The sequence below is a fragment of the Aromatoleum toluclasticum ATCC 700605 genome (genome assembly GCF_000378245.1).
GTDB lineage: Bacteria > Pseudomonadota > Gammaproteobacteria > Burkholderiales > Rhodocyclaceae > Aromatoleum > Aromatoleum toluclasticum.
The window spans coordinates 1-26,855 of sequence record NZ_KB899521.1 but is presented as its reverse complement, the minus strand read 5'-3'; the positions used below and the strand labels follow the sequence as shown (position 1 = coordinate 26,855).

The 26,855-nt window shown below is 69.2% G+C and carries 22 protein-coding genes; 17 read left to right on the top strand and 5 right to left on the bottom strand.

Features of this window, described 5'->3' with window-relative positions; all coding sequences use genetic code 11:
* The first annotated feature begins 434 nt into the window (after window positions 1–434).
* The 8 genes from F464_RS0127215 to F464_RS0127180 all read left to right on the top strand — a co-directional run bounded on the left by F464_RS0127215 (window position 435) and on the right by F464_RS0127180 (window position 7,897).
* Complete coding sequence (locus F464_RS0127215) at window positions 435–761, top strand: c-type cytochrome (protein ID WP_018993034.1); 327 nt, start codon at window positions 435–437, stop codon at window positions 759–761.
* 28 nt (window positions 762–789) lie between these two features.
* Entirely contained in the window at window positions 790–1,383 is a 594-nt protein-coding gene (locus F464_RS0127210; RefSeq protein ID WP_018993033.1) for a NapC/NirT family cytochrome c, read from the top strand.
* 58 nt (window positions 1,384–1,441) lie between these two features.
* A complete protein-coding gene (locus tag F464_RS0127205; RefSeq protein WP_040395834.1) occupies window positions 1,442–2,386 on the top strand; it encodes a DmsE family decaheme c-type cytochrome in 945 nt (314 codons plus the stop codon).
* Between the two features lie 11 nt (window positions 2,387–2,397).
* Complete coding sequence (locus tag F464_RS29740) at window positions 2,398–4,470, top strand: MtrB/PioB family decaheme-associated outer membrane protein (RefSeq protein ID WP_084600615.1); 2,073 nt, start codon at window positions 2,398–2,400, stop codon at window positions 4,468–4,470.
* 246 nt (window positions 4,471–4,716) lie between these two features.
* Window positions 4,717–5,118 (top strand): FKBP-type peptidyl-prolyl cis-trans isomerase, encoded by a 402-nt coding sequence (locus F464_RS0127195; protein WP_018993030.1) that lies wholly within the window; start codon window positions 4,717–4,719, stop codon window positions 5,116–5,118.
* A gap of 130 nt (window positions 5,119–5,248) precedes the next feature.
* Window positions 5,249–6,493: a hypothetical protein gene (locus F464_RS0127190; RefSeq protein WP_018993029.1), complete on the top strand. Its 1,245-nt coding sequence runs from the start codon at window positions 5,249–5,251 to the stop codon at window positions 6,491–6,493.
* A gap of 79 nt (window positions 6,494–6,572) precedes the next feature.
* Window positions 6,573–7,220 carry a HugZ family pyridoxamine 5'-phosphate oxidase gene (locus F464_RS0127185; protein ID WP_018993028.1) on the top strand — a complete coding sequence of 216 codons (648 nt, stop codon included), beginning with the start codon at window positions 6,573–6,575 and terminating at the stop codon, window positions 7,218–7,220.
* 50 nt (window positions 7,221–7,270) lie between these two features.
* Window positions 7,271–7,897, top strand: a complete 627-nt coding sequence (locus F464_RS0127180; protein ID WP_018993027.1) for a LysE family translocator — start codon at window positions 7,271–7,273, stop codon at window positions 7,895–7,897.
* Window positions 7,898–7,906: 9 nt separating this feature from the next.
* Here F464_RS0127180 and F464_RS0127175 read toward each other — a convergent pair whose 3' ends face one another.
* Together F464_RS0127175 and gcvA are read right to left on the bottom strand one after the other, a co-directional pair.
* Window positions 7,907–8,641, bottom strand: a complete 735-nt coding sequence (locus tag F464_RS0127175) for an SDR family oxidoreductase (protein ID WP_018993026.1) — start codon at window positions 8,639–8,641, stop codon at window positions 7,907–7,909.
* A 16-nt stretch (window positions 8,642–8,657) separates the two neighbouring features.
* Window positions 8,658–9,617, bottom strand: coding sequence for a transcriptional regulator GcvA (gcvA, locus tag F464_RS0127170; RefSeq protein ID WP_018993025.1), 960 nt, complete (start codon window positions 9,615–9,617; stop codon window positions 8,658–8,660).
* Between the two features lie 325 nt (window positions 9,618–9,942).
* Between gcvA and F464_RS0127165 the strand changes: the two genes are divergently transcribed.
* From F464_RS0127165 to F464_RS0127140, 6 genes are all read left to right on the top strand, one after another.
* The gene (locus tag F464_RS0127165) at window positions 9,943–11,454 is read left to right on the top strand and encodes an acetyl-CoA hydrolase/transferase family protein (RefSeq protein WP_018993024.1); all 1,512 of its coding nucleotides are present in this window, start codon (window positions 9,943–9,945) and stop codon (window positions 11,452–11,454) included.
* Between the two features lie 295 nt (window positions 11,455–11,749).
* Window positions 11,750–12,955 (top strand): ATP-grasp domain-containing protein, encoded by a 1,206-nt coding sequence (locus F464_RS0127160; RefSeq protein WP_018993023.1) that lies wholly within the window; start codon window positions 11,750–11,752, stop codon window positions 12,953–12,955.
* Window positions 12,952–14,733 carry an IucA/IucC family protein gene (locus F464_RS0127155; RefSeq protein ID WP_018993022.1) on the top strand — a complete coding sequence of 594 codons (1,782 nt, stop codon included), beginning with the start codon at window positions 12,952–12,954 and terminating at the stop codon, window positions 14,731–14,733. The genes F464_RS0127160 and F464_RS0127155 overlap by 4 nt, the downstream gene beginning before the upstream one ends.
* Window positions 14,730–15,899, top strand: a complete 1,170-nt coding sequence (locus F464_RS0127150) for an MFS transporter (protein ID WP_018993021.1) — start codon at window positions 14,730–14,732, stop codon at window positions 15,897–15,899. Before F464_RS0127155 ends, F464_RS0127150 begins: the two co-directional genes overlap by 4 nt.
* A gap of 64 nt (window positions 15,900–15,963) precedes the next feature.
* Entirely contained in the window at window positions 15,964–17,790 is a 1,827-nt protein-coding gene (locus F464_RS0127145; RefSeq protein ID WP_018993020.1) for an IucA/IucC family protein, read from the top strand.
* Window positions 17,781–19,007, top strand: coding sequence for a type III PLP-dependent enzyme (locus tag F464_RS0127140; protein ID WP_018993019.1), 1,227 nt, complete (start codon window positions 17,781–17,783; stop codon window positions 19,005–19,007). The genes F464_RS0127145 and F464_RS0127140 overlap by 10 nt, the downstream gene beginning before the upstream one ends.
* Window positions 19,008–19,022: 15 nt before the next feature.
* On the opposite strand, the gene dinB is transcribed toward F464_RS0127140, so the two are convergent.
* The gene (gene dinB, locus F464_RS0127135; RefSeq protein ID WP_018993018.1) at window positions 19,023–20,162 is read right to left on the bottom strand and encodes a DNA polymerase IV; all 1,140 of its coding nucleotides are present in this window, start codon (window positions 20,160–20,162) and stop codon (window positions 19,023–19,025) included.
* Window positions 20,163–20,361: 199 nt separating this feature from the next.
* Between dinB and F464_RS29735 the strand changes: the two genes are divergently transcribed.
* From F464_RS29735 to F464_RS0127120, 3 genes are all read left to right on the top strand, one after another.
* Window positions 20,362–22,131: an arylsulfatase gene (locus F464_RS29735; RefSeq protein WP_018993017.1), complete on the top strand. Its 1,770-nt coding sequence runs from the start codon at window positions 20,362–20,364 to the stop codon at window positions 22,129–22,131.
* A 199-nt stretch (window positions 22,132–22,330) separates the two neighbouring features.
* Window positions 22,331–23,251 carry a transporter gene (locus tag F464_RS0127125; RefSeq protein ID WP_198292352.1) on the top strand — a complete coding sequence of 307 codons (921 nt, stop codon included), beginning with the start codon at window positions 22,331–22,333 and terminating at the stop codon, window positions 23,249–23,251.
* 102 nt (window positions 23,252–23,353) lie between these two features.
* Complete coding sequence (locus F464_RS0127120) at window positions 23,354–25,390, top strand: cytochrome c3 family protein (protein WP_018993015.1); 2,037 nt, start codon at window positions 23,354–23,356, stop codon at window positions 25,388–25,390.
* Window positions 25,391–25,393: 3 nt separating this feature from the next.
* Here F464_RS0127120 and F464_RS0127115 read toward each other — a convergent pair whose 3' ends face one another.
* A complete protein-coding gene (locus tag F464_RS0127115; protein WP_018993014.1) occupies window positions 25,394–26,206 on the bottom strand; it encodes a helix-turn-helix domain-containing protein in 813 nt (270 codons plus the stop codon).
* A 58-nt stretch (window positions 26,207–26,264) separates the two neighbouring features.
* On the bottom strand, window positions 26,265–26,855 hold a 591-nt coding region (locus tag F464_RS0127110), incomplete at its 5' end, for an FCD domain-containing protein (protein WP_018989549.1).

Sequence of the window (26,855 nt, the reverse complement as noted above, 5' to 3'; positions counted from 1 at the left end):
ACGGAGATCGCTGCGTCTTGATCCCAAAATGCTGGCCCGGAGCAGGCCTGACGAACTCCATTCGAAGCGCCGATGCCACAGAATCGGGGGCGATTCCCAAGTGCGTCGCCCTCATCCCACCGCTGGCGCCGGCGTCGGTCTCCCGCGCTCGAATTCAATCTCCATAGCGCATCGCCTACGCTGAGCGCTCCCGACCGAAATCCGCGGTTTCCTCCCTGGAGCGTTGTCCAACGCCTGCCATCAGCCTCGACCGATCATCGACGGCTTTCCCGATTGGCAGGCGTCGAACAACGCTAAACCATTGCGGACATCAATCGGCTATCAATTTTTCATCGCTTGCTACGGCTTCGGCCGCCGGGGCGGATATCGGCCGTTATCGGGGCGATGCGAATCCAACAGGCAGATGCTTTACCCAACATTCTGGAGAACATGAAATGCGCAAGCTCGTGATTGCACTCGGATCGGTGATCGCCCTCAATTCGATGGCGGTTTTTGCTGCCGACGAGGATGCCGCAGTGGGATTGCTGCGCAAGAGCAAATGCCTCAATTGCCACGCAGTGGAAAGCAAGAAGGATGGCCCGGCCTATCGCGAGGTCGCAGCCAAGTACCGCGGCAAGGCGGAGGCCGAGGAAAAGCTGGTCAAGCACATCACCGTTCCGAACAAGGTGAAGATCGACGGGCGCGAGGAACCGCACCAGATGGTGAAGAGCAAGGATCCGGAGGAAATCAGGAACCTCGTCAGCTGGATTCTTTCGCTGTAAAGCGCCTTTCGACCATTGAAGGTGTGCCATGAAGAAAACATTGACCCGGATTGGCGGCTGGCTGGCCAGGCGCAATCCATTCGTGCTGATCGGCATTGCCGTCGTCGCGACGCTGGTGGCGGTGGCCGGCGGTTCTGCGGCGATGGAGTACACGATGACGGAGGCGTTCTGCACCTCCTGTCATGAAATGCGCAACAACGTGTACGCGGAATACGGTGGCTCCATCCATGACACGAACCGCACGGGCGTGCGGGCGATCTGTCCGGATTGCCATGTGCCCCGCGAGCCCGTGGACAAGTGGATCCGCAAGGTTCAGGCGGTGGGCGAGCTGTACCAGCATTTCGTCGTGGGCAAGATCGATACCAAGGAGAAATTCCGGGAGCATCGCGCGGACCTCGCCAGGAATGTGTGGACGCGCATGAAGTCGACCGACTCGCGCGAATGCCGCCACTGCCATACGGCGGACAAGATGAGTTCCGATCTGCAGACCGAAACGGCGCAGGCGCGGCATGAAAAGGGGCGCGAAGAAGGCCTCACCTGCATCGACTGCCATTTCGGAATCGCGCACAACGAGCCGAAGGGCATTACGCCGGCCGACATCGTCGTCAAGCAGAAGTTGTAGCAGCGGGGACGCTCTGGCCGATAGCGGGCAGGGCGTCTTTTCATTTCAGGGAGTCAATATGTCAAAAACAAAGAGAATGGTGATGGCCGGGCTCTTCGCGGTGCTCGGCTTCGTCGCGAATGTGCATGCCGCACCGGAGGGCGCCGCCAAGGACAAGGTGCTCAAGGACGACAAGGTCTGCACCCGCTGCCATGACGGCACGGAATCGTACCCGGTCTTCGATATCGGCAAGACGAAGCACGGCACCGTCGCGGACGGCCGCACCGGAAGCTGTATCGCGTGCCACGGCGCGAGCGAGACGCACATCCGGATTCCGGACGGTGCCGACGAGCGCCCGCAGCCGACCGTGACCTTCGGCGCGAAGTCGAAGACGCCCGTTGCCGAACGCAATGCGCAATGCCTGAACTGCCACTCGGGCGCGAAGCGCATGCTGTGGCAGGGCAGCACGCACGAGCAGGAAGACCTCGCCTGTACGTCCTGCCACCAGGTGCATGCCCAGCACGACAAGGTGCGCGACAAGCAGACGCAGCCGGAAAAGTGCTTCACCTGCCACAAGGACAAGCGCAGCGAGATCAACAAGGCCTCGCGCCATCCGATCAAGGAAGGCAAGGTCGCCTGTTCGGACTGCCACAACCCCCACGGTTCCGCCGGGCCGAAGCTGATGGTGCGCGATACGGTGATCGACACCTGCTTCTCGTGTCACGCGGAGAAGCGCGGGCCGTTCCTGTGGAGCCACCAGCCGGTCACCGAGGACTGCGCGATCTGTCATAACCCGCACGGCAGTACCAATCCCCGCCTGCTCAAGCAACAGATGCCCTTCCTGTGCCAGGAGTGCCATGAGCCGGGCTCGCACCAGGGGATCGCGCCGTCGCTGAGCACGAACGCCTCCTTCCTGCCCCAGCCCGATATCGGCGCTGCCCGCCAGTGTGTCAATTGCCACACCAATCTGCATGGTGGCAACAGTCCGCTGAATAGCTCGGTCAATCGTTCGCTGGTCCGCTAAGGGGAAACATCATGAGAACGCAACACATGCACAGCATCCGCCTGAGCGCCGTCGCAGCGGGGATGTTGCTCGCCTTCGGCCCGGCGTCGGCGCAGGAGTTGTCCGCCGAAGAACTGGCGCAGCTGACGCGGCCGGAAAGTTCGGTGAGCGTGGGCGCAGGCTATGTCGGCGGCAGCGGAAGCCGCTTCGGCCTGTACACGGGGCAGGAGGACGGCGACACGAACTTCCTCGGCAACGCCGACATCAACCGGCGCGATGATGCGACCGGAACCTGGCTGCGCCTGAAGGGGCGCAACCTGGGGCTGGACAATCGCGACCTGCGCGTCGAGCACGAGCAGCAGGGAAACTGGTCGTATTTCCTCGAATACGGCGAGATCCAGCGACACGATCCCCTCACCTTCACCACGCCCGTGCGCGGGCTGGGCAGCAGCGAGCAGACGATCGTCGTCGGCGGACCGATGCAGTCATTCACCCCGGAGGTAAAGCGCGAGACGACCACCCTCGGGCTCGGGAAACAGCTCGGCGGGGGCTTGAGTGCCCAGGTCCGGTTCCGCAATGAAAGGAAGGACGGCGACCGGCATTTCGGCTTTTACGATGTCGGTGTGGGACCGAAATTCGCAGCGGAGCCGATCGACCAGACCACGCAGGAATTCGAGGCGACCCTCGGTTATGTCGGCGACCGGCTGCAGCTGTCGGGGGGATACCTCGGCTCCTTCTTCCGCAACCAGGACAAATCGCTCCACCTGAACGGCGCGCTCGGCGCAGAAGCGGCATACAACTCGCACAGCATTTCCCTGCCCCCCGACAACGAGGCCCACAACGTCAACCTGTCGGGCGCGTACCGCTTCTCGCCCACCACGCGCGGCATGTTCAAGGTGTCGTATACGCAGGGTCGGCAGAACGACAGCTTCGGGGTGCCGGCCGCCTTCGGTCACGACTCGCTCGATGGCCGCGTCGACACCACGCTCGTGACCCTCGGCCTCGCGTCGCGGCCGACCTCGAAGATGACCCTGAACGCGAACCTGCGCTACGAGGACCGCGACGACAAGACTCCGCGCCGGATGTTCTTCGACCCCGCATTCCGCAATTACACCGGCAGCGGCTTCAACAACGACACCTCGCGCAAGACCGTGACGGCAAAGCTCGACGGCACCTACCGCCTGCCCGCTTCGCTGAGCCTGTTCGGCGGCGTGGAATGGGACGAGCGTACACGCGAAGTGCCATCCAGCCGCTCGCTCGACTGGCGCAAGGAAACGCGCGAATGGTCGGCGCGCATCGGGCTGCGCCGGTCGCTGGCCGACAACCTCAATGGCAGCCTGAGCTACATCCACAGCGACCGCTCCGGCGGCTCGTACCGCACGACCAGCAGCTACCTCTTCAACGACTTTTTCTCCGGAAACGGACCCAACCAGAGCCCGCAGCTCATCAACCCCATCCACTGGGCGGACCGAACCCGGGACAAGGCGAAGCTGAGCCTCGACTGGTCGCCGCGTGAGAACCTGGCGGTGCAAGTCACTGCGCAGTACTCCAACGACGACTACGGCTCGATCAAGGGCTCGCCGGCAGGCAACGACAAGGGCCGGGCCATGACGTACTCGGCCGATGCGACCTACTCGTTGTCCGACGACAGCAAGCTGAGCGCGTGGGTCTCGCAGGACGACTCGCGCATGCAGCAGCGCACGGTCATGGGCTGGAACAACAGCGTTCCCTTGTTCCTGTGGCGCGCGGACCTGCGCAGCGAGGGAAGCAACGCCGGCCTGCGCGCGCAGGTCCGCGCGACGGCAAAGCTTTCGCTGGACGCCGAACTGCGCTGGGCCGACAACCGCAGCGAATTCAAGATGCGCAATGCGGGCGCTTCCGCGGTGCCGGACCTCACTTTCCGGCAGACCACGCTCAGCCTGACGGCCGACTACGCGCTGGCCCGTGACCGCGGCCTGAAGCTGCAGCTGATGCACGACCGCTGGCGCGTGAGCGATTCGACCTGGACCGGCGAACACGTCTTCGTGGATGGCACCACGGCCAACAGCAGCGCGGACCAGAACATCAACTTCATCGGCCTGTCCGCGTACTTCAAGTGGATCTGAGCGCGCGGTCCGCGTAAAACCTTGATGGTGGTTGCCGTGGGAGTCCTGCCGGGTTCCCACGGTTTTTTTATTTCAGGCCCCGGCAAACACCCGGCCCGTGCATGCGCCGTAATCGCGATTTGCATGGAGGGCGTGCACGGTGAGATGCTTTCTATTACCGGGACGACGACAGCGGGAGGTCCGCTGTCGGTGTCGAGTTTTCCACTTTGATCGGCTGGAACCGCCAGCCGGGACTGGAGCCACGTGATGCGCCTGTTGTCCGCACTTGTACTTGCCTGTTTCTCGATTGCTGCCAACGCTGCCGGCCCCGTGGCGGAAACCCTGCCGTCCGGGGTGACGGTGGAGCGCTACCGCGAAGGCGCGGGCGCGTCGCCGACGCTCACGGATGTGGTGCGCGTCCACTACCAGGGCACGCTCACGACCGGTCGCGAGTTCGACAGTTCCTACAGCCGCGGCCAACCTGCCGAGTTCCCGGTGAACGGCGTCATCCCGTGCTGGACCGAAGTCCTGCAGCGGATGAAACCGGGCGAGGCCGTGCGCATCTCCTGCCCGCCGCAGACCGCCTATGGACAGCGCGGCATCCCCGGCACGATCCCGCCCAACAGCACGCTGAACTTCGCCGTCGAGCTGCTGGAGGTGAAGCGCTAGGCGGGCCGCTCCGGCGCATCGGCGGCGCGCTGTAACCTTTCGAACGCGCACTCCATCCAATCGGCAGCAAGCGGAGGGGTGCGCCGCATCCTGCGTGACGATGGCTCCTCCGGCCGAGGAGGAGTGCATCATGAGCAAGCGCATCGATCCCCAATGCATCGGTCCCGCGTCCGCCGCGCGGAAGCCCGCCGGGCATCGCGTTCTCGCGGCGTCCGGATTCACGCTGCCCGCCCTCGTGGCGGCCGTGGCCATTACCCTTTCTGCAACGCCGGCGCTTGGGGACGCGCAACCCGGCGGCAACCGGCACGAGGGGCAGTACATCTTCCGTTTCGACACCTTCGGTGACCAGCAGCTGTGGACCACCGTGCTGCGGATGCACGAGGTGATCCCCGCGGCGGTGAGTCCGGCGACGGCGCTTGCCGTCGGGTTGAAGGTGGATGCGACGGTGTTGCCGCGGAATTTCCTCGCGAAGCACGATCTCAATGATCCAAGGACGACGGTGGAGTTGCTGCGGCGCAACGCGGTGGTCGGCGTCGTGGGGAAAGTGAAGGGGCGGCGCCTGACCTCGGTGGGGATCACGTGTGCGCTGTGCCACTCGACCGTCGACAACTCGGTGGCCCCGGGGGTGGGCAAGCGCCTCGACGGCTGGCCGAACCTCGATCTGAATCCGGGTGCGATCATCGCGCTGTCGCCCGCGCTGCCCGCCGAGGTGAAGGCGGTCTACAACTCCTGGGGCCCCGGCCGCTACGATCCGCGTTTCAACATTGACGGCATCAACGGGCCGCTGGTGATCCCGCCGGCCTACGGTCTCGCGGGCGTGCCTTTCGAGACCGTCACCGGCGACGGCCCGATCTCGTACTGGAACAACTACGTCGCCGTGACGCAGATGGGCGGGCACGGCAATTTCTCCGACCCGCGGCTCGGTATCGCGATCGAGCAGACGCCCGATCTCGTCACGCCAAAGCTGCCCGCACTGCTGGCCTACCAGTTGAGCCTGCCCGCACCGCACCCGCCCGAGGGCAGCGTGAATGCCGCGGCGGCACAGCGCGGGGAGGTGTTGTTCAATGGTGTCGCGCGTTGCGGCACTTGCCACATCGCGCCGACTTACACCGACGTGCAGAACGGGCCGGACGCCGACACGCCGCTGCTGCACGATGCGGCCGAGACGGGAATGGATGCGGGGTATGCGTTGCGGTCCGCAAGCGGGAAGTACCGCAGCACGCCGCTGCGCGCGCTGTGGCAGCACCCGCCGTACTTCCATGACGGCAGCGCCGCGACGCTGGCGGACGTCGTGGGCCACTACGACACGCATTTCGCGCTGGGGCTGACGCCCGAGCAGAAGGCGGATCTGGTGGAGTTCCTGAAGTCCCTGTGAGCGGTGCGGAGGGCGAATTTCCTGCCGGAGCAGAAATAGTTCATTGACGCCGGCAGGCGGGGGCGACACAGTGGCAGGCATGAAGATCACCGTTGCCCCTGTCATTCACCTGCTGCACGAAGCAGCCCATGCCACGCTGGCGACGCATTCGACGCAGCTCGCCGGCTATCCCTACGCGACGGCGCTGCCCTGTGTCGTGGACGAGGCGCAGCGACCGCTGTTCTGCATCAGCCTGCTCGCCGAGCACACGAAGAATCTGCTCGCGAACCCGCGCGCGAGCCTGTCGGTGGTCGGCACCGATAACGGGAATATCCAGGCCGGGGCGCGCGTGACGCTGATCGGCGACGTCGAGCGCTTCGAACCGTCGGCGGACCTTGTCGCGCGCTACCTGCGCTACCAGCCGGACGCGAAGCAGTACCTCGAGCTCGATTTCGCCTTCTTCCGCCTGCAGCCCAGGCGCATCCGCTATATCGGCGGCCCGGGGAAGATGGGCTGGGTCGAGGAGGAGCGCTGGGCCGAACTGCCCGTGCTGCCGGACACGGTGGAGGCAGGTCTGCTGCAGCAACTCGCCGGCAGCGTGCCGGCCGGTACGCATCTGCTCGGGATGGACTGCTTCGGCATCGACTATGCCGTGAATGGCCAGCGGGCGCGGCAGCGCTTCCCCGAGGTGCGCAGCCCCGACAACCTCGCCGCCACGGCACCGCGCATCGTGTCCGGGCTGATGTGAGCGCAGGCACCGTCAGATCGTCGCAAATGTTTTTCAGGACCTGAGCGCTCATGACCTCGATGGAAACCACTCTCGCGTTCTTCGCCGTCTCGGTGCTTCTTGGCGCCGCGCCGGGGCCCGACAACCTCTTCGTGCTGATGCAGTCCGCGATGCGCGGACGCAGGGCGGGGATGCTGGTCGTGCTGGGGCTGTGCACGGGCCTGCTGGGGCACACCGCGGCGGTCGCGGTGGGCCTCGCGGCGGTGTTCGCGGCGTCGGCAACGGCCTTCACGGTGTTGAAGTTCGCCGGCGCGGCCTATCTCGCGTGGCTCGCCTGGCAGGTGCTCACCGCGCCGGACGGCGGTGCTCCTGCCGCGGGGGAGGCGGCGCCGGACGGCTGGCGCATGTACGTGCGCGGGATCGTCATGAACCTGACCAATCCCAAGGTGATCCTGTTCTTCCTCGCCTTCCTGCCGCAGTTCGTCGAGGCCGACGCGGGGCCGGTGGCGCTGCAGGTGATGTGGCTGGGTTTCGTGTTCATCGTCGCGACGCTGCTGACCTTCGGCACGATCGCGCTGTTCGCGGCCTCGATCGGCCAGCGTCTGCGCAGCTCGGCGACCGCGCGGCGCGTGCTCAACAAGTCGGCGGGGGTGGTGTTCCTGGGGCTCGCGGCGCGGCTGGTGCTGGCCGAGCGCTGAGGCGCGGGGTCAGGGCGCGAGCTGGCGCAGGTCGGCCGTCGCGGCCTTGCCGAATTCGTCGCCGAGGAGGTAGTTCACGAGCCGGAACGCGCATTCGTCGGGGCGGGCGAGGGCGCCGTCGCGCTTGAGGGCCTCGAAGCGGGCGCGCACCGGGAAGCGGTCTTCGGGTGTGGCGCGGATTTCGGCCTGCATCGCGGTGTCGACGACTCCGGGCGCGAGGCTGCATATGCGCAGGCCCGGCGTGCCGTCCATCGCGACGGCGCGCGCGTGCTGGTCGAGCGCGGCCTTGGAGGCGCAATACACGCTCCAGCCCGCGTAGGCGCTGCGCGCGGCGCCGCTCGAAACGTGCAGTATGCGCCGGTCCGCGACCTCGGTGCTGGCGGCGGTGAAGGCGCTCGCGAGCATCAGTGGCGCGGCGGTGTTGAGCGCGATGGCGCGGGCGATCGCATCCGGCGGGAGGGTGTCGAGCTGGCCGACCGGCTGCAGCATCCCCGCGTTGTTGATCAGCAGCGTCTGCGAACAGTTGGCGAGGAAGCTGCGCAGCGTCTCCCCGGCGAGCCAGTCGGCGAGGCCGTCGGTGTCGGCGAGGTCGATGCGCACCTGCGACAGATCGTCGGGGTAGCGCTCGGCGAGGGCGTCGTTCGTGTGCCGCGCGAGCGCCAGCACGGGGATCGTGCGGGCGAGGAGCTCTTCGGCGATCGCGGCGCCGAGTCCCTGGGTGTGGCCGGTGAGGATGGCTTTCATTGTTGCGGAACTCGCTTCAGGCAGCAGGGGCCGCGGCTTCGGCCGTCAGCCAGGTGCGGAAGGCGGCGACGGCGGGGCGCCGCGCGATCGCCTCGTGCATGACCAGATAATAGGCGAAGGGCGAGGGCAGCGGTATGTCGAAGGGGATCGCGAGGCTGCCTTCGGCGACACGCGATTCGATCAGCGAGCGCGACGCGAGCGTGACGCCCTGGCCGGCAAGCACTGCGGCGAGCGCGAGCGCGGCGTTGGCGAAGCGCGGGCCGCGGCCCGGATCGACGCCCGCGACGCCCGTCCGTTCCAGCCACAGCCCCCAGCCGGAGCGGGCGATGCCGGGGCCGGCGTCGCGCAGGGTGTCGTCGTGGATCAGCACGTGGCGTGCGAGGTCGGCCGGCGTGCGCAGCGCGTTGTCGCCTTCGAGCAGCGCCGGCGCGCAGACCGGGACGTAGTCCGGGGCGAAGAGGCGGTCGATGACATGGCCGGGATAGCTGCCGGTGCCGTACAGGATGGCGACCCGGCTTTCGTCGTCGCGCGGGTCGATGGCAAGCGCGGCGACGACGGCAGCCTGGCCGCGGCGGTCGACCGTGTCGGCGGTGCTCGACAGCTGCAGCGCGACTTCCGGGTTGGCACGGGTGAAGCTCGTGAGGTGGGGCACCAGCCAGTGGCTCGCGAACGAGGGGGGCGCGATTACCGTGAGCGGTCCGGCGACCGCCTGGCGCGTGCTCTCGATCGCCGCGGCGAAGCAGTCGAAGCCTTCGCGCACCTTGGGCAGCATGGCGCGGCCGTGCTCGGTGAGGGCCAGCGCGCGCGTCATGCGGCGGAACAGCGGCACGCCCAGCCAGTCTTCCAGCGCCTTGATGTGCTGGCTGACGGCTGCCGGGGTCACGCACAGCTCGGCCGCGGCTTGCTTGAAGCTAAGGTGGCGCGCCGCCGCTTCAAATGTGCGCAGCAGGGCGAGGCCGGGCAGGCGATAGCTCATCGTCGATGGTTAAGTGTTTCTAAACTGTTACATCATAAATCGTCGTTTGTCGCCGGGCCAGCCGCTGCCTAAACTCCGCTCCACATCCTTCGTGGTGTCCGGTGGCCTCCTCCCTCCTCCACCGCCGGCAATCTTCGATCGATTGTAATGCGCGCCATCGGGTTCCCGGTGGCGCGCATTGTTTGCGCGGCCGCTTCCTGCGCCGCGATCGTGGTCGCGCCGCTGCGGCACGGGACTCCATGCAGGGCAGGTTTGCGGACTCCTCCGCCGGGCGGCCGTTTGCACCGGAATGCAAGCATCCCGGTTTCCTGGAGACGTGAATCGCATGAATAAAGAAAATCGCATCCATTGCGCGGCGCTGCGCAGCAAGGTCATGTCCGCCACCGAGGCGGCGAGCCTCATCCAGTCCGGCATGAACGTCGGCATGAGCGGCTTCACCGGCTCGGGCTACCCGAAAGCCGTGCCGTCCGCGCTGGCGAAACACATCATGGACGCGAACCTGAACGGCAAGCGCTTCAAGATCGGCGTGTGGACGGGCGCGTCGACGGCGCCGGAGCTCGACGGCGCGCTGGCAATGGTCGATGGCATCGAGATGCGGCTGCCCTACCAGTCGGATCCGACCTGCCGCAAGCGCATCAACGCGGGCGAGATGGAATACATCGACATCCATCTGTCGCACGTCGCGCAGTTCGTGTGGTTCGGTTTCCTCGGCAAGCTCGACGTTGCGGTCGTCGAGGTCGCGGGCATCCTCGAGGACGGGCGCCTGATCCCGTCGTCGTCGATCGGCAACAACAAGACCTGGCTGGACCAGGCCGACAAGGTGATTCTGGAGGTCAACTCCTGGCAGAGCAGCCAGCTCGAAGGCATGCACGACATCTGGTACGGCACGCAGCTGCCGCCGAACCGCCAGCCGATCCCGCTGCTGCGCAGCTCCGACCGCATCGGCGAGCCTTACCTGCGCTGCGACCCCGACAAGGTGATCGCGGTCGTCGAGACGCACGCGCCGGACCGCAACTCGGCGTTCGCGCCGCCGGACGAGAGTTCGAAGCGGATCGCCGGCCACATCCTGGAATTCCTCCAGCACGAGGTGAAGAAGGGGCGCCTGCCGCGCGAGCTGCTTCCGCTGCAGTCGGGCGTGGGCAACATCGCGAACGCCGTGATGGCCGGGCTCAACGAGGGGCCGTTCGACAACCTGACCGCCTACACGGAAGTGCTGCAGGACGGCATGCTGGAGATGCTGAAGTCCGGCAAGCTCGCGAGCGCGTCGGCGACCGCCTTCTCGCTCAGCAACGAGGCGCTGGCGGAACTCAATGCGGATCTGGCGAAGTACCGCGAGCGCATCATCCTGCGCCCGCAGGAGATCAGCAACCACCCCGAGGTGATCCGCCGCCTGGGCGTGATCGCGATGAACGGCATGATCGAGGCCGACATCTACGGCAACGTGAACTCGACGCACGTGATGGGCACGAAGATCATGAACGGCATCGGCGGTTCGGGCGACTTCGCGCGCAACGCCTACCTGTCGATCTTCATGACGCCGTCGCAGGCGAAGAACGGGGCGATCTCGTGCATCGTGCCGATGGCTTCGCACGTGGACCACACCGAGCACGACGTGCAGGTGCTGGTCACCGAGCAGGGCCTCGCCGACCTGCGCGGGCTGTCGCCCAAGCAGCGCGCCAAGGCGATCATCCGCAACTGCGCACACCCGGACTTCAAGCCGGCGCTGAGCGACTACTACAAGCGCGCGCTGGAGTTCTCGCCCGGCAAGCAGACGCCGCACCTGCTGGAGGAAGTCTTCAGCTGGCACCTGCGCGCGCTGCGCGGCGAGCGGATGTAATCCCGCACCGCCCGCTCCGGCGGCCCGACACCGCTCGGGCCGAGCCCTTCGGCAATCGCAGGGCGGGCGGCGCTCACTGACCGTCGCCCTTCACTCCCGTACCACGCCGCCCATCGCGGCTCGCCATTCCCGATTTCTGCTGCGCGGCCGTCGCCGCATCTCCGCCGTCGATACATTCCGTTTCACGCAATTTCATCCGAATAATTGCGAATGCAAATAGGAATGATTATTATTCGCGCACATCCCGGGCCGGGCATCCCGTCCGGTCCCAAGCCCCACGCATCCCGAGGAGCAAATGCGCGAACTGATCCTGCTGGCCCATGTGCCCACCGCAGCAGTCAATGACGGTTTCCTGCCCGCCGCGAAGGCGCTCGGTTTGTCGGTCGTCCTGCTGACCGACTGCGCCGACGCCCATCGCGCCCATTTCGCACGCAGCGCGCCGGCGCCCCGTCCGGACGAGATCGTCGCCTGCGACGTGTTCAACCCGCTGTCGGTGATCGACGCGATCACCCGGCGCGGCGCCCGGCCGGCAGCGGTGTTCTCGAACAGCGACCATCTCCAGGCCGCGACCGCGATCGCGGCGGCGTACTTCGGCCTGCCCGGCAAGGACTGGCGCATCGCCTACGCGGCGAAGAACAAGGCGCAGATGCGCGCGCGCCTGGCGGAACTGGGCATCGACGCGCTGTGGCACACGGTGGTGTGCGAGCCCGAGGCGCTCGCGGCGCTGACCGAGGTGCCGCTGCCGTGCATCGTCAAGCCGCGCGAAGGCGTCGCCAGCCAGCAGGTGAGCCTCGCCCGCGACCGCGCCGAGCTGACCGCGCAATGCGCGGCGGTGTGGCGCGCGCAGCCGGGCCAACCGCTGCTCCTGGAGGAATACCTGGAAGGGCCGCTGTACACGCTGGAGACGCTCGGCGACGGCAGCGGGCTCGCCGTGCTCGGCGGCTTTCGCGTGACGCTGTCGCCCCCGCCGCATTTCGTCGAACTCGAGGCGGTGTGGGGGACGGGCCTGCCGGGCGCCGTCGGGGCCGAGGTGTGCGAGACGATCCGGCGCTTCGGCGTCGGCTTCGGCGCCTGCCACACCGAGTACGTGCTGACCGCGCGCGGCCCGCGCCTGATCGAGATCAACTACCGCAGCATCGGCGACTACCGCGAGTTCCTGCTTGCCGACGCGCTGCAGTTCCCGCTCTTCGAGCAGGTGTTGCGCCTGCATCTGGGCGAGCCGCTGCCGGCCCTGTCGATCCCGGACCGCGCCGCGTGGATCCGCTATTTCACGGCGACCCACGCCGGTCGCCTCGAGCGCGCACCGGTCGCGTTCACGCACGCCGACGACGCCATCCGCCTCACCTACCAACCGCTGCGCGCGCCCGGCGAGGCGATCGAGCTGACGCATTCGAACAAGGATTACCTCGGCGTGCTGCGCGGCAGTGGCCCCGACACGGCGGGCCTGCAGGCGGCGGTCGAGCGCGCGAGCCGCGATCTCGTCTGGGAGATCGCGCGATGACGGCCCGCCTGCCGGGCATGTCGATCGGGGCGCCGGTCGATGCGGATGCCGACTACGTGTGCCGCCGGGTGATCGACACCCTGCTGCGCGAGGATGTGCGCGAATGCGCGAGCCGCGGCGAGCTCGTGGAGGGCGAGGGCGGGCGGCGCTGGCTGCGCGTCGGCCACTTCGGCGCCGCGCCGCTGTGGCTGCCGGTGGAGCCTGCGCGCCACATGCAGGACTGGCGCGTCGCACAATTGCCGCTGCTGCGCGAAGATGCCACGGGCTTCACGCCCTTGCGCGACGTCGCGGCGGTCCTTGCGGCCTTCGCCGAGGGGCTGCCCGAGGCCGCCGCACGGCGCTTTGCCGACTACGCCGACGAGTGCGATGCCGCGCTGGAGCATCGCCGCGCGGCGCAGGCCGAGCAGGTCCGCTGGTTCGCGCAGCCGGCGCTGCCGTCCGGCCACGCGCTGGCGTGCTGGCACGAGCGCCTGCTGCACCACGACCGCCTCGCCGCCTTCCTCGACCATCCCTACTACCCGACGGCGCGCGCCAAGCTCGGTTTCGCGGTCGCCGACCTCGCGTGCTACGCGCCCGAGTTTGGGCCCGGGTTCGAGCTCAACTGGCTGGCCGTGCCGCAGTCGCTCCACTGCGCGAGCGGCGCGGCGCGGCCGCCGGTATGGCCGGACTTCGCGGACGTGGGGCTGCCGGCAGAGCTTGCCGCGACGCATGCGCTGGTGCCGGTGCACCCCTTCGTGTGGGAGCACCGGCTCGACGCCTTCCTCGCCGAGGCCGGTCTCGCCGCGCAGGCGATCCGCGCGCCCGGCACCTGGCTCGCCGTCACGCCGACGCTCTCCGTGCGCTCGCTCGCGCTGCGCGACGCGCCGGCCTGGCACGTCAAGCTGCCGCTGACGATCCGCACGCTGGGGGCGAAGAACATCCGCACGATCAAGCCCAGCACGATCGGTGACGGCCACCGCATCCAGACCCTGCTCGGAGACATCGTCGCGCGCGAGCCGGCGCTGGCCGGCCGGGTGCTGCTTACCGACGAGGAAAACGGCGCGCACGTCGGCGGGCTTCCTTTCCTGGGCTTCATCCTGCGCCGCTACCCGGAGGCGGCGCTCGCCGACGCCACGCCGGTGCCGATTGCCGGCCTGCTCGCCGACGCGCCGGGCGGCGGCTCCGTGGTGGAAGCGCTCGCGGGGCGCTACTTCGGCGGGGCGCTCGACGCCTGGTTCGATGCCTACCTCGCGCTGACGCTGGAGCTGCACCTGACGCTGTGGCTGCGCTACGGCATCGCGCTCGAATCGAACCAGCAGAATTCGGTGCTGGTGTTCGGCGACGACGGCCTGCGCCTGCAGCTGAAGGACAACGACGCGGCGCGCATACACGTCGGGCGGCTGCGTGCGCGCTGGCCCGATCTCGCCGCGCGGCTCGACGGGCTGGAGGATGCGCGCATCGGCGTCGACGAGGAACTGCCGCTCGCGCAGATGTTCACGACCATCACGCTGCAGCTCAACATTGCGGCGCTGGTCGAGGGCCTCGCCGAGCGCTGCGGCGGCGATGCCGCGGACGCCTACGCGCGGGTGCGCCGCCAGCTCGAGGCGGTGCTCGCACGGCTCGCGGCGGAAGGCGAGGAGGTCGGGTTCGCGCGCCGCGTGCTGCTCGACGACGACACGCTGTACCTGAAATACCTGCTGCGCGCGGCCTCGCTGGAGGACAAGGCGCAGACCGGGGCGGCCGACGTCAACAAGTTCTACGGCAAGCGCGCGCCGAACGTGCTGAAGGCGGCACGGTGAGCGGGCAGGGGCGGGCCGTCGTCGCCGTGGTGATGCTGTGCCACTTCGTCGCGTCCTTCGCGGCGCTGGGCATGCCGCCCTTCTTCGCGCTGATCCTGGAGCGTTCGCTCGACAACGACCGGCCCTGGCTCGCCGGCGCCTTCTACGTCGTGCCGACGCTGCTGGCGGCGCTGTCGGCGCCGTGGTGGGGGCGGCTTGCGGACCGCTACGGCAAGAAGCCGCTGCTCGTGCGCGCGCAGCTCGGGCTCGCGCTGAGCTTCCTGCTGGCGGGCTTCGCGACGAGCACCAGCGGCTTCTTCGCCGCGCTCGTCCTGCAGGGGGTGCTCGGCGGCACGTTCGCGGCGTCCAACGCGTATCTGGCGACCGTCGCGAGCGGCGCGGCGCTCGTGCGCAGCCTCACCGCGATGCAGTGGTCGGCGCGCGCCGCGCTGGTCGCCGCGCCGGCCTGCCTCGGCCTGTGGATCGGAGAGCGCTCGCCGATCGAACTCTATCGCTGGCTCGCGCTGCTGCCGCTCGCGGCGGCGCTGCTCGTCGCACTGCTGCCCGCGGGCGGCGCCGCTGCGCAGGCGGGCGCGCCGGTCGCCGTCCCGGCCGCGCGCCCTCCGGCGAGTCCGCGCCAGATCTATGTGCTGCAGTTCGCCTTCGTCTTCGCGACGGTGGCGACCTTCCCGTACTTCGTCGCCGACCTGCAGCAGCGCCTGCCGGCGCTCGCCGCGGGCACTGCCGGCCTGCTGTTCGGCCTGCCGCACCTCGTCTATCTGCTGGCCGCGCCGCCGCTCGCCCGGCGGCTCGGCGCGCCCTCGCTGGGGGTGCTGGCCTTCGGCCTTGGCGCGCTCGCGCTGGCGCTCGCTGCCCAGTCCTTCAGCCACGCTCTGCCGGCGTTGGTCGGTTGGCGCCTGGTGATGGGCGTCGCGATGAGCGTCGGCTTCGTCGGCCTGCACGCGCTGGTCGCGAGCGTCGTCGAGGCCGGCAGCGCCGGGCGCAGTTTCGGCGGGCTCGAGAGCAGTTCGAAGTGGGGCGGGGCCGCCGGAGGGCTCGCCGCCGGCGCGGTCGCCGCAGCCGCCGGCACCGCAGCGCCCTTCCTGCTCGGCGCGGCGGCGCTGCTGCCCGCACTGCTCTACCTCGCCGTGCTGATGCGGCGCCCGCCGCGCCCGCAAGCGGCCTGAACGGCCGCGCCAGCAATCCTGACCATCGTTGTGGCCGCCCCGCGCGGCCTTGGGAGACATCGTCATGCCATCCGCACTCAATACCGCCGAACACATCGACCCGGCAGCGCTCGCGGCGCAGCGCCGCTGCCAGGAAACGCTGCTGAACTGCTACTGCCGCGAGATCGCCGCGCCCGAAGGCGAGCTGCGTGTCGGCCCGCCTTTCGGCCAGAACGACTGGCCCGCGGCGATCCGCCTGACGCTGCAGCGCGAAGGCGGGCAGGTGCTGCAAGTGCAGCTGCCGCACACCTGCGACCGTCTGCTGACGGTGGTCGAGAGCGCCTCGGTGACCGGCAACCACCGCTACACCTCGCCGGTGTTCCACAAGGCGGAGAACCGCCCCTGGGGGCTGCTCGACTGGGAGGGGCTCGCCACGCTGCTGCTGCGCGAGATGGCCTTGCGCCACGACGCCGCGCCCAACGGCGAGCTGATGGCGCAGATCCGCAACAGCGTCGTGGTCGGCACCGCGGCGCTCGCGCTGCCCGTGCCCGAGGCGATTCCGTCGGATCCGGTCGAGGCCTACATCGACTCGGAACAGTCGCTGACCTTCGGCCATCCCTTCCACCCGACGCCCAAGAGCCGCCAAGGGTTTTCCGCGGACGACCTGCGCCGCTACTCGCCGGAGCTGCGCACGCGCTTCGCGCTGGCGTGGTTCGCCGTGCCGCGCGAGGATGTCGTGCAGCAATCGCTGCTCGCGCAAGGCTGCGACCGGCTGATCGCGCCCGCTGCCCCCGAGGTGCCCGAGGGCTGGGTCGCCGTCCCGGTACATCCGTGGCAGGCCGGCTTCCTGCGCGCCCACCCCCTCGTGCGCGAGGCGCTCGCGCGCGGGCGGCTGCGCGAGCTCGGCGTGCAGGGGGCCGAGTTCTACCCGACCTCGTCGATCCGCACCCTCTACCAGCCCGGCAACCCGTATTTCTTCAAGCTGTCGCTGAACATCCGCATCACCAACTGCGTGCGCAAGAACGCGTGGTACGAGCTCGAGAGCGCGCTGCACGTGAACCGCGTGCTGCGGCCGCTGCAGCCGGAGCTCGCGCGCCTGTTTCCGGGCCTCGCGCTGATGGAGGAGCCGGCCTTCCTGTCGGTCGACCTGAAGGACGCCGATGCCGAGCGCAACCGCGAGGTGATCGAAGGCTTCGGCCTGATCCTGCGCGAGAGCGTCGATAGCCTGCGCGCGCCCGCGAGCGTGCCGCTGCTGGCGGGCTCGCTGTTCGGCAACCACTATTACGGCGAGGCGCGCATGCGCCGCCTGCTGGCCGGGCTCGCCGCGCGCGAGGGCGGCAGCGTCGAGGCGGTCACCGAGCGCTGGTTCTCGGCCTATGTCGAGCAGCTGATCGACCCGGTCTTCCACCTGTTCTTCGCGCACGGCGTGATCTTCGAGCCGCACCTGCAGAACGTCGTGCTGGGCCTGCAGGACGGTTGGCCGGCGCAGCTCTTCCTGCGCGACTTCGAAGGCGTGAAGCTCACGCCCGAGCGCCATTCCGCGGCGACGATGCCCGACATCAGCGAACGGGCGCGCGCCTCGCTGTGGTACGACGAGGAGCTCGGCTGGAAGCGCATCGCCTACTGCGTGTTCGTGAACAACCTGTGCGAAGTCGTCGCCCAGCTCGGCGCAGCGCGCGCGGGCCTGGGCGAGCGCCTGTGGGCCATCGTGCGCCACCATCTGCAGCGCTACCAGGCGTGCCACGGCAATGCCGCCTCCGCCCGGCGCATCAATGCGCTGCTCGCCGGTGCGCCTTTCCCGGCGAAGACCAACTTCAGCAACCGCTTTTTCGCGCGCGCCGATCGCGCCTCGGCCTACGTGCCGGTGACGAACCCGATCGCGCTGGCGGGCGGGGAGGCGGCATGGCGCTGAAGCCCGACGGACTGCGCTGGGAGCAGGTCGGCGAGCGGCTGCGCGCGGCGCTCGGCGAGGCGGACGGGCCGTTGAGCGCCTACGTGTACGATCTCGAGGCGTTGCGCCGCCACGCGGCCGCGATGCGCGCGGCGCTGCCGGCGGGCTTCGAGCTTTTCTATGCGATCAAGGCCAACTCCGAGCTGCCCGTGCTCGAGACGCTCGCGCCGCTCACGCACGGTTTCGAGGTCTCGTCCGGCGGCGAGCTCGCCTGGGTGCGCGACCGCTTCGCCGACGTGCCGGTGATCTTCAGCGGGCCGGGCAAGACCGACGCGGAGCTCGCGCAGGCACTGGAACTGGACGTGGACGCGCTGCACGTCGAGAGCCGGCACGAGCTCGAACGCCTCGCGTGGCTGGCGCGGGCGCGCGGCGTCGCGGCGCCGGTGCTGCTGCGCGTGAATCTCGCGCTCGACGGCCTGGCCGCGACGACGCTGATGATGGGCGGGCGCCCGACGCCCTTCGGCATCGCGGCCGACCAGCTGCCGGCCTGCCTCGGCTGGCTCGCCGCGCACCCCGAGATCCGGCTGCGCGGCTTCCATTTCCACCTGATGTCGCACCAGCTCGACGCCGCCGCGCACCTGCGCCTGCTCGCGGCCTACCTCGCGCAGGTGCGGCGCTGGCGCGTCGAGTACCGCCTGGAGGCGCTCGACCACGTGAACGTCGGTGGTGGCATCGGCGTGAATTACCGCGAGCCGGAGCGCCAGTTCGACTGGCTGGCCTTCGCCGCGGGGCTCGCGGTGCTGTCGGCGCAGCGCGACGGGCTCGTCGTGCGCTTCGAGTGCGGGCGCTACGTCAGCGCCTTCTGCGGTTACTACGCGATGCAGGTGCTCGACGTGAAGACGGCCTTCGGCGGCAACTTCGTCGTCGCGCGCGGCGGCACGCACCAGTTCCGCACGCCCTACGCGCAAGGCCACAGCCATCCGTTCCGCGTGCTGGCGGTGGAGGCCTGGCCGCACCCGTGGCCGCGGCCGGAGCTGCGCGAGGCGCGCGTCAATGTCGTCGGCCAGCTGTGCACGCCCAAGGACGTACTCGCGAGCGACGCGGCGATCGAGCATGTGCGCGTCGGCGATCTGCTGGTGTTTCCGTACGCGGGCGCCTACGCGTGGCACATCTCGCACCACGACTTCCTGCGCCATCCGCACCCGCCGCAGCTCTATCTCCCGGCTGAGGCGCCCTGAGCCGGTCGTCCCGCGTCAGTCGAAGAGCCGCAGGTTTTCGCCCCGTTGCGGCGGGCGGGGGCCGGCGTCGCCGGGCGGCGCGAGCGTGCCCACGCGCACGCCGAGCAGGCGCAGGCGGCGGTCGAGCGGCACGCGCTTGAGGCAGCTGCGCACCGCGGCGAGGATGGTTGACGCGTCGTCGGTCGCCTCCTCGTTCGTCACGTCGCGCGTCACGGTGCGGAAGTCGTCGTAGCGCAGCTTGAGGCCGATCGTGCGCCCGACGTAGCCCTTGCGTTTCAGGTCGCCGGCGACACGCTCGCACAGCTTCACGAGGATCTCGGTCAGCGTGTCGCGGTCGGCGCGCGCGTCGAGGTCGCGCTCGAAAGTGGTTTCGCGGCTGATCGACTTCGTTTCACGCTCCGTCACGACGGGGCGTTCGTCGCGCCCGTGCGCGACTTCCGTGAGCCAGCAGCCGTAGTGCCGGCCGAATTCCGCGATCAGTGTTTCCGGCGCCGCGGCGGCGAGCTCTCCCACTGTGTGGATTCCCAGCGCATCGAGTTTCTCGCCGGCGCGCGGGCCGATGCCGTTGATCTTGCGCGCGGCGAGCGGCCAGATGCGCGTGGGCACGTCTGCATGATCGAGCACAGTGAGGCCGTCGGGCTTGTCGAGGTCCGAGGCGATCTTGGACAGCAGCTTGTTGGGCGTGACGCCGATGGAGCAGTTGAGGCCCGTGGCGGCGCGCACGGCGTCCTTGATGCGTTGCGCGAGTTCGACGGTCTCGCCCGGCACGTCGGTGAGGTCGATGTAGATCTCGTCGATGCCGCGATCCTCGATCAGCGGGGCGATTTCGGCGACGGCGGCCTTGAAGAGGCGCGAATAGCGGATGTAATCGTCGAAGTTGGCCGGCAGCAGGATCGCGTCGGGGGCGAGCGCGGCGGCCTTCATCAGCCCCATGCCGGAATGCACGCCGAGCGCGCGGGCCGCGTAGGTGGCCGTGGTGGCGACGCCGCGGCCGACGTAGTCGCGCAGGCGCGGGAAGTCCTCGATGCGGTCGCCCGCGAGCGTGCCGCGCCGCCCGCCGACGACGACCGGCAGGCCGGCGAGTTGCGGGTAGCGCAGGAGTTCGACGGACGCGAAGAAGGCGTCCATGTCGAGGTGGGCGATGCGGCGTTGCATGGGGGCGCGGGCTGGCCGTGGGTGGAGCGATATTTTGCGGCATCCGGGCCGTTCGGGGGCGCTGAGGGGCCTTCAGCCCCTCAGCGCCCCGAAGTTCCACCAGATGGAACGTTTTGTCCTTTTTCAAACAATCTCGAGATTTGTATTGAAGATGCCCATGCAGCGCGAGCGCTGCCCACAATAACTCGAGGAGACAGTCATGAACCACCTTCCGCAGCTTCTTGCGAAGCTGTGCGTCGCCGCCGTCGCGCTGGCGACCGCGCTGCCCGCCGTGCACGCCGCCCAGCCGGCGAAGCGGCCCAACATCCTGCTCATCGTCGCCGACGACCTCGGCTACACGGACCTCGGCGCCTACGGCGGCGAGATCGCGACGCCCAACCTCGACCGGCTCGCCGCCGGCGGCGCGAAGCTCACCGGCTTCTATGCGTCGCCGTTCTGCTCGCCGACGCGCGCGATGCTGATGTCCGGCAGCGACAACCATCTCGTCGGCTTCGGCGACATGGCCGAGCTGATCCTGCCGGAGCAGCGCGGCAAGCCAGGCTACGAGGGCTATCTGAACGAGCGCGTCGTGCCGATGGGCCAGGTGCTGAAGGACGCCGGCTATCGCACCGTGATGGCCGGCAAATGGCATCTCGGCGTGAAGGAGGAGGTGAGCCCCGCGGCGCGCGGCTTCGAGCGCTCCTTCGCGATGGTGCTGGGCGGCGCGAGCCACTGGGGCGACCAGAGCGGCATCGTCGCGCTCGATCCGGCGAAGCCGCCGAAGGCGATCTACCGCGAGGACGGCAAGTCGGTCGAACTGCCGCGCGAGGGCTTCTATTCGTCCGAGGCGTTCGCGACGAAACTCATCGACTACCTGAAGGCCGACGCGGCGAGCGGCAAGCCCTTCTTCGCCTACCTCGCCTTCACCGCGCCGCACTGGCCGTTGCACGCGCCCGACGAGGACATCGCGAAGTATGCCGACCGCTACAAGGACGGCTACGACGCGCTGCGCCGCACGCGCCTCGAGCGCATGAAGGCGCTCGGGCTCGTCGCCGCCGACACGCCGGTGTACGACGGCCATCCGCACTGGCCGAAGTGGGAGTCGCTCTCGGCCGCCCAAAAAGTGTCCGAAGCGCGCCGCATGGCGGTGTATGCGGCGATGGTCGACAACATGGACCGGCAGATCGGCCGTGTGCTCGATCACCTCAGGCAGACCGGCGAGCTCGACAACACCTTCGTGTTCTTCATGTCCGACAACGGCGCCGACGGCAACTCGGTGTATGACGTCGCGCGCACCCGCGAGTGGATCCACAAGGACATGGACAACAGCACGCCGAACATCGGCCGGCCAGGCTCGTTCGCGGAATACGGGCCGGGGTGGGCGCAGGTCGGCATGACGCCGTTCAAGCTGTACAAGTCGATGCTGTACGAAGGCGGCATCAGCGTGCCGGCGATCGCGTGGGGGCCGGGGATCGACGGCGGCTCGGTGAAGCGAGAGTTCGCGCACGTGATGGACATCGCGCCGACGGTGTTCGAGCTCGCCGGCGCGAAGCATCCGGGCACCTCCTACCAGGGGCGCGAGGTGCTGCCGCTGCGCGGCAAGTCGATGCTCGCCTATCTGAAGAACGGCGCGAGCGCCGTGCGCGGGGCCGACGAGGCGATCGGCTGGGAGCTCGGCGGGCGCAAGGCGCTGCGGAAGGGCGACTGGAAGATCGTGTTTGCGAACCAGCCGTGGGGCACGGGCGAATGGGAGCTGTACAACATCGCCAAAGACCGCACCGAAAGCGAAAACCTCGCGGCGCGCCACCCGGAGAAGCTGAAGGAGCTGCTGGCGGCGTGGCGCCAGTACGTCGCTGAAACCGGCACGCTCGAAATCGAAGGCCTCGCGGCGCGCCCCGGCTACAGCAACGGCGCGAAATACTACGAGGACATCGCATTGGAGGCCGCCACGAGCGGCAAGGCCGACACCCGGGCCGCGGCGGGCAAGTGAGCACGTCCGCGCGCACCGCACCCCGGTAACCGCCGCTGGAACCCGAGCCCGACGTGTGGCGAAAGCCACACGTCCGGTCATCGCACGCCCCGCAACCCGGCGCGTGACGCCCCGATTCGCCCAAGTGCCGGGCATGCCGCAACTGGCATGCGCGTCGGGTCGGCAACGTGCCTCTTCGCAATGAATCAGGGAAAAGACAATGAAAGAACGAGCTACCATGCGCTATCGAGCAGCCATTCGCGCCCTGTCCCGGACGAGCGCCGTCTGCATCTGCTTCATGTTGGGATTGATTCACGCACTGTCCGCGACCGCGGCGGATGTCCTCCCCGGCGCGTTCACCGCCTTGCCCGTGGGGATGTCGGCGGTCCAGGTCTTCCAGACCCATATCGAACGCGACAAGCAGTACGTCGATGGGCATGCACGGCCGATCGACGCACGCCTCGACTCGGACGTCTCGATGCTGAGATATCACAGGCTCATCGAGGTCGGCGGCTACACGGTCGATCCGAACATCATCGTTCCGTATGTGGAGCTGGAAGGAAAGCGTGACCTGTCGGCGTTCGGGAAGGAAAGCGGACTGGGCGACGTCGTGCTCAACGCGATCGTCTGGCTGGTGAACGATCCGAAGAGCCGGACCTTTTTCGGCATTTCACCGTATCTGTATGTTCCGACCGGTCATTACGATAACGATCAGCGCTTGAATGCCGGTGAGAATCGCTGGAAGTTCGCCCTGCAAGCCGGCTACACGACCGCATTGAGCGACAGGGTCCTGTTCGACCTGACCGGAGACGTCACGCTGTTCGGCAAGAACGACGATTTGGGCCGCGCCAGCGCCGATCTCGAGCAGGACGAGGCCTATCAGGTGCAATCCTATCTCCGGTACAAGCTCACTCCCGCATTCGAAGCCAATGCGGGGCTCTCGCACGTGTGGGGCGGCGAAACAAAGGTCGGTGGAGCAAGGCAGGGGAACGAGCTCCGGACCACGAAGTACATGATCGGCGCCTCGTACATGTTCGGCCCCGCGACCCAGCTGCTGGCTCAATACGGGCGGGACATCTCGGTGGAGAACGGATTCAGGGAGTCGGGCAAGTTTCTCCTGCGATTCACGCAGATGTTCTGATAGCCATTGCGAAAGACGCGCCGCCGGGTGTGTCGTGTCGTCCGGTTCGATGGGCGGGGCGGACACCCGGGCGGCGGCGGGGAGGTGAATGGAGAGGTGAACATGTTCGGACGCGTTGTCCTCATCTGTATCGCGGCGCTGGCGGCGTTCGCCGCGCACGCCCGCACGCCGCAAGGCGCGGCGCGTCCGGACTACGTCCCCGACGCCCGGTGCATCGCCTGCCATCCGGGGCAGGCGGCGCTGTGGGCCGGATCGAAGCACCGCCAAGCTATGCAGCAGGCGACGCCCGCGAGCGTGCTCGGCGATTTCGACGGGGCGCGTTTCGCCGGCGCCGACGAGGCGCTGCGCTTCTTCCGCCGCGGCAAGGGTTTTTTCGCACGGACCATCGGCGCCGACGGCGTCGAGCGCGACTTCGCGGTGACGCATACGCTCGGCGTCCGCCCGCTGCAGCAGTACCTCGTGCCCTTGCCCGGCGGGCGGCTGCAGGCGCTCGCGGTGGCGTGGGACACGCGCGCGAAGCGCTGGTTCGCGCTGTATCCGGAAGGCGGGATCGCGCCCGGCTCGCCGCTGCACTGGAGCGGCCGCTATCAGAACTGGAACCTGATGTGCGGGGAATGCCACACGACCGCCTATCGCAAGCAGTACGACGAGGCGCGCGACGCCTACCGCACGACCTGGGCGGCGGGCGAGGTCGGCTGCCAGGCCTGCCACGGCGCAGGGCGCGCGCACGCCGCGAGCGCGGCGCGCATTGCGTCCGGCGGGGTGAAAGGGCCGCCGGTGCCGACGCCCAACCGCGCGCTGCAGCCGGCGCACGTGCAGGTCGACCAGTGCGCGGCCTGCCACGCGCGCCGCACGCGGCTGCAGGAGCACGCCGAGCCGGGGGCGCCGCTGCTCGACAATTTCGTCCCGGACAACCTGCGCGCCGACCTGTATCAGGCCGACGGCCAGCAGCTCGGCGAAGTCTTCGAATACGGCTCGTTCCGGCAGAGCCGCATGTACGCGGCCGGCGTCGCCTGCAGCGACTGCCACGAACCGCACGGCGGCAAGCTGCGCGCGAGTGGCAACGCGCTGTGCACGGCGTGCCACAATCCGGCGCCGCCGGCGCGATTCCCCGGCCTGCAGGCGAAGCGCTACGACTCGCCCGAGCACCACTTCCACACCGAGGGCGGCGCGGGCAGCCAGTGCGTCGACTGCCACATGCCGGCGCGCAACTACATGATCGTGCATGAGCGGCGCGATCACGCGATCCGCATTCCGCGCCCCGACCTCACGCGCCGGATCGGCACGCCCAACGCCTGCGCCGGCTGTCACGCGGATCGCCCGCCCGAATGGGCGGAGGCCGCCATCCGCGCCCGCCATGGCGAGCGCAGTCGTCCGGAGCATTACGGCGAGGTCTTCGCCGCGGCGCGCGCGGGCCGTGCCGACGCCCCCGCGCGCCTGGCCGCGCTCGCCACCGACGCGGCCCAGCCCGGGATCGTGCGCGCGAGCGCGGTCGAGCTGCTCGGCAGCTTCGGCCTGCGCACGCCGCAGGCCGCGCTCGCCGACGCCGATCCGGTCGTGCGGGCGGCGGCCGCCGCGGCATTTGCCGTGCACCCCAGGGCCGAGCGGCTCGCGGCGCTGCCGCAGCTGCTCGCCGATGCGCGCCGCGCGGTGCGCATCGCCGCGGCGCGCGCGCTGGCCGACGTCGCCGACGACGAGCTGCCGCCCGGGCATCGCGCCGCACGCCGCCGCGCACTCGGGGAATACCTCGCCGCGCAGCGGGCGATGGCCGACATGCCGGCCGCGCAGCTCAATCTCGCCTCGCTCTTCGCCGCGCAGGGCGACGTCGCGCAGGCCGAGCGGCATTACCGGCGCGCGATCGCGCAGGATGCCTCGGTCACCGATGCCCATGTCGGCCTCGCGACCGTGCTTGAGGGGGTGGGGCGCGGCGGCGAGGCCGAGCGCGTGCTGCGCGACGGTGTGCGCAGTGCGGCCCGGCCCGGCGAGCTGCATTTTGCGCTGGGCCTGCTCGTCGGCGGGCGCGGGCAGTGGCAGGAGGCGGCACGCGAGCTGGAGGCAGCCGCCGCGCTCATGCCGGGCGACTCCCGCGTGAGCCGCAACCTCGCCATCGTGCGCGAGCGGCTGCGGGCAGGGCGCTAGCGGCTAGCCGGCTGCGACGGGCGCTGCGGCGTCGCGCGCCGCGGCGATCGCGGCGGCGGTGGCCTGCAGGTCGCCGAGGTGCGCCTCGACGACCTTGGCGCGCAGGCCGTAGCGGCGCGGCCAGATCATGTTGATGCAGCCCTGCACGCCGTCGGCGGCAAGGACGGGCACCGCGATCGCGTCGAGCCCGTCGTCGAACTCGCTGATGTCCTCGACGCCGCCGCCGAAGATCGCGTCGCGCACGGCATAACCCTGGCGCCGCGTCTCGTCGAGGATCGCGTCGATTTCGCGGCGCAGCACGATCGCGCTGCGCGGGTTCTCCGGCGGATGGGTGCGGTAATGCGCCATCACGTCGTTGCGCTGCGCCTGCGTGCAGAACGCGAGCCAGGCGCGCCCCGGGGCCGACAGGAAGAGGTCCACGCGGTAGCCGAGGTGGTAGCGCGGGTTCAGCGACAGGCCCGACAGGCGCCGCGAGCTCTCGGCGAGCTCCATCATGTAGTCCTTGTAGACCAGCAGGTCGGACGGCCACAGCGCCTTGCGCTGCAGCGCGGCCAGGTGCGGGGCGGCGAGCTCGGCGAGGCGCTGCGTCGCCTCGGGCGGCCGCTGCGCGGCCGGCAGCGCGATGGCGCGCCGCCACAGCCCGTCGTGGATCGCGCGCCACGCGATGCCCGCTTGCTCCAGCGTGTGCAGGATGCGCAGCAGGGTGGGTTTCGGGAGTCCCGTCGCATCGTGCAGCTGCTGCAGCGAGCGGCCTTCGCTCTGTCGCAGCAGTTGCAGCACTTCGAGTCCGCGTTCGAGTGCGCGTATCGATTTCATCCTTCGGTCCCGGGGGCGGACGGCAGGGCGTGTGCCGCGTCGGCGCGGCGCCGCGCGCTCAGGGGCGCTTGCCGCGCGCGAAGAAGTCCTGCGGCATCTGCTTCACGGCGTCGAGCGTGCGCAGGATGTGCTCGGACAGGATCGAGGTCGCGCGCGTCGCATCGCGCGCGAGCGTCGCGTCGACGAGCGCCTGGTGCTCCGCGTGGATGTCGCGCGGGATCGGCTGGCGGAACAGGCTGATGCGCCGGTAGCGCTCCGACTGCTGGTAGAGGATGTGCTGGAAGTGGCGGATCCAGCGCGACGGGCAGGCGGCGATCAGCGCCTCGTGGAAGGCGCGGTTGCGCTTCTCCCAGTCCTCGGTGGCGCCGGGATCGTGCTCGGCGAGCTTCTGTTCGGCGCGCGACAGGCGATGGAAGGCGCCGACCAGGCCGGCTTCCCATTCCTCGTTGCCGCGCGCGATTGCCTGCCGCAGCGCCTCGGTTTCGAGCAGCACGCGGGTGCGCGTGATGTCCTCGAAGTCGGCCAGCGAGATCGGCGCGACGCGGAAGCCGCGCTGCCCCTGGCCGACCACCAGCGCGTCGGTGACGAGCAGCAGCAGCGCCTCGCGCAGCGTGCCGGCGCCGACGTCGTACTGCTCCTTCAGGTGCTC

Coding starts and splice junctions, on each gene's coding strand:
- F464_RS0127175 (WP_018993026.1), bottom strand. CDS start 8,641: ATGAAAGCCATCCTCACCGGCCACACCCAGGGACTCGGCGCCGCGATC.
- F464_RS0127120 (WP_018993015.1), top strand. CDS start 23,354: ATGTTCGGACGCGTTGTCCTCATCTGTATCGCGGCGCTGGCGGCGTTC.
- F464_RS29735 (WP_018993017.1), top strand. CDS start 20,362: ATGAACCACCTTCCGCAGCTTCTTGCGAAGCTGTGCGTCGCCGCCGTC.
- F464_RS0127190 (WP_018993029.1), top strand. CDS start 5,249: ATGAGCAAGCGCATCGATCCCCAATGCATCGGTCCCGCGTCCGCCGCG.
- F464_RS0127140 (WP_018993019.1), top strand. CDS start 17,781: ATGGCGCTGAAGCCCGACGGACTGCGCTGGGAGCAGGTCGGCGAGCGG.
- F464_RS29740 (WP_084600615.1), top strand. CDS start 2,398: ATGAGAACGCAACACATGCACAGCATCCGCCTGAGCGCCGTCGCAGCG.
- F464_RS0127185 (WP_018993028.1), top strand. CDS start 6,573: ATGAAGATCACCGTTGCCCCTGTCATTCACCTGCTGCACGAAGCAGCC.
- F464_RS0127205 (WP_040395834.1), top strand. CDS start 1,442: ATGTCAAAAACAAAGAGAATGGTGATGGCCGGGCTCTTCGCGGTGCTC.
- gcvA (WP_018993025.1), bottom strand. CDS start 9,617: ATGAGCTATCGCCTGCCCGGCCTCGCCCTGCTGCGCACATTTGAAGCG.
- F464_RS0127180 (WP_018993027.1), top strand. CDS start 7,271: ATGACCTCGATGGAAACCACTCTCGCGTTCTTCGCCGTCTCGGTGCTT.
- F464_RS0127210 (WP_018993033.1), top strand. CDS start 790: ATGAAGAAAACATTGACCCGGATTGGCGGCTGGCTGGCCAGGCGCAAT.
- F464_RS0127165 (WP_018993024.1), top strand. CDS start 9,943: ATGAATAAAGAAAATCGCATCCATTGCGCGGCGCTGCGCAGCAAGGTC.
- F464_RS0127215 (WP_018993034.1), top strand. CDS start 435: ATGCGCAAGCTCGTGATTGCACTCGGATCGGTGATCGCCCTCAATTCG.
- F464_RS0127145 (WP_018993020.1), top strand. CDS start 15,964: ATGCCATCCGCACTCAATACCGCCGAACACATCGACCCGGCAGCGCTC.
- F464_RS0127195 (WP_018993030.1), top strand. CDS start 4,717: ATGCGCCTGTTGTCCGCACTTGTACTTGCCTGTTTCTCGATTGCTGCC.
- F464_RS0127160 (WP_018993023.1), top strand. CDS start 11,750: ATGCGCGAACTGATCCTGCTGGCCCATGTGCCCACCGCAGCAGTCAAT.
- F464_RS0127155 (WP_018993022.1), top strand. CDS start 12,952: ATGACGGCCCGCCTGCCGGGCATGTCGATCGGGGCGCCGGTCGATGCG.
- dinB (WP_018993018.1), bottom strand. CDS start 20,162: ATGCAACGCCGCATCGCCCACCTCGACATGGACGCCTTCTTCGCGTCC.
- F464_RS0127115 (WP_018993014.1), bottom strand. CDS start 26,206: ATGAAATCGATACGCGCACTCGAACGCGGACTCGAAGTGCTGCAACTG.
- F464_RS0127125 (WP_198292352.1), top strand. CDS start 22,331: ATGAAAGAACGAGCTACCATGCGCTATCGAGCAGCCATTCGCGCCCTG.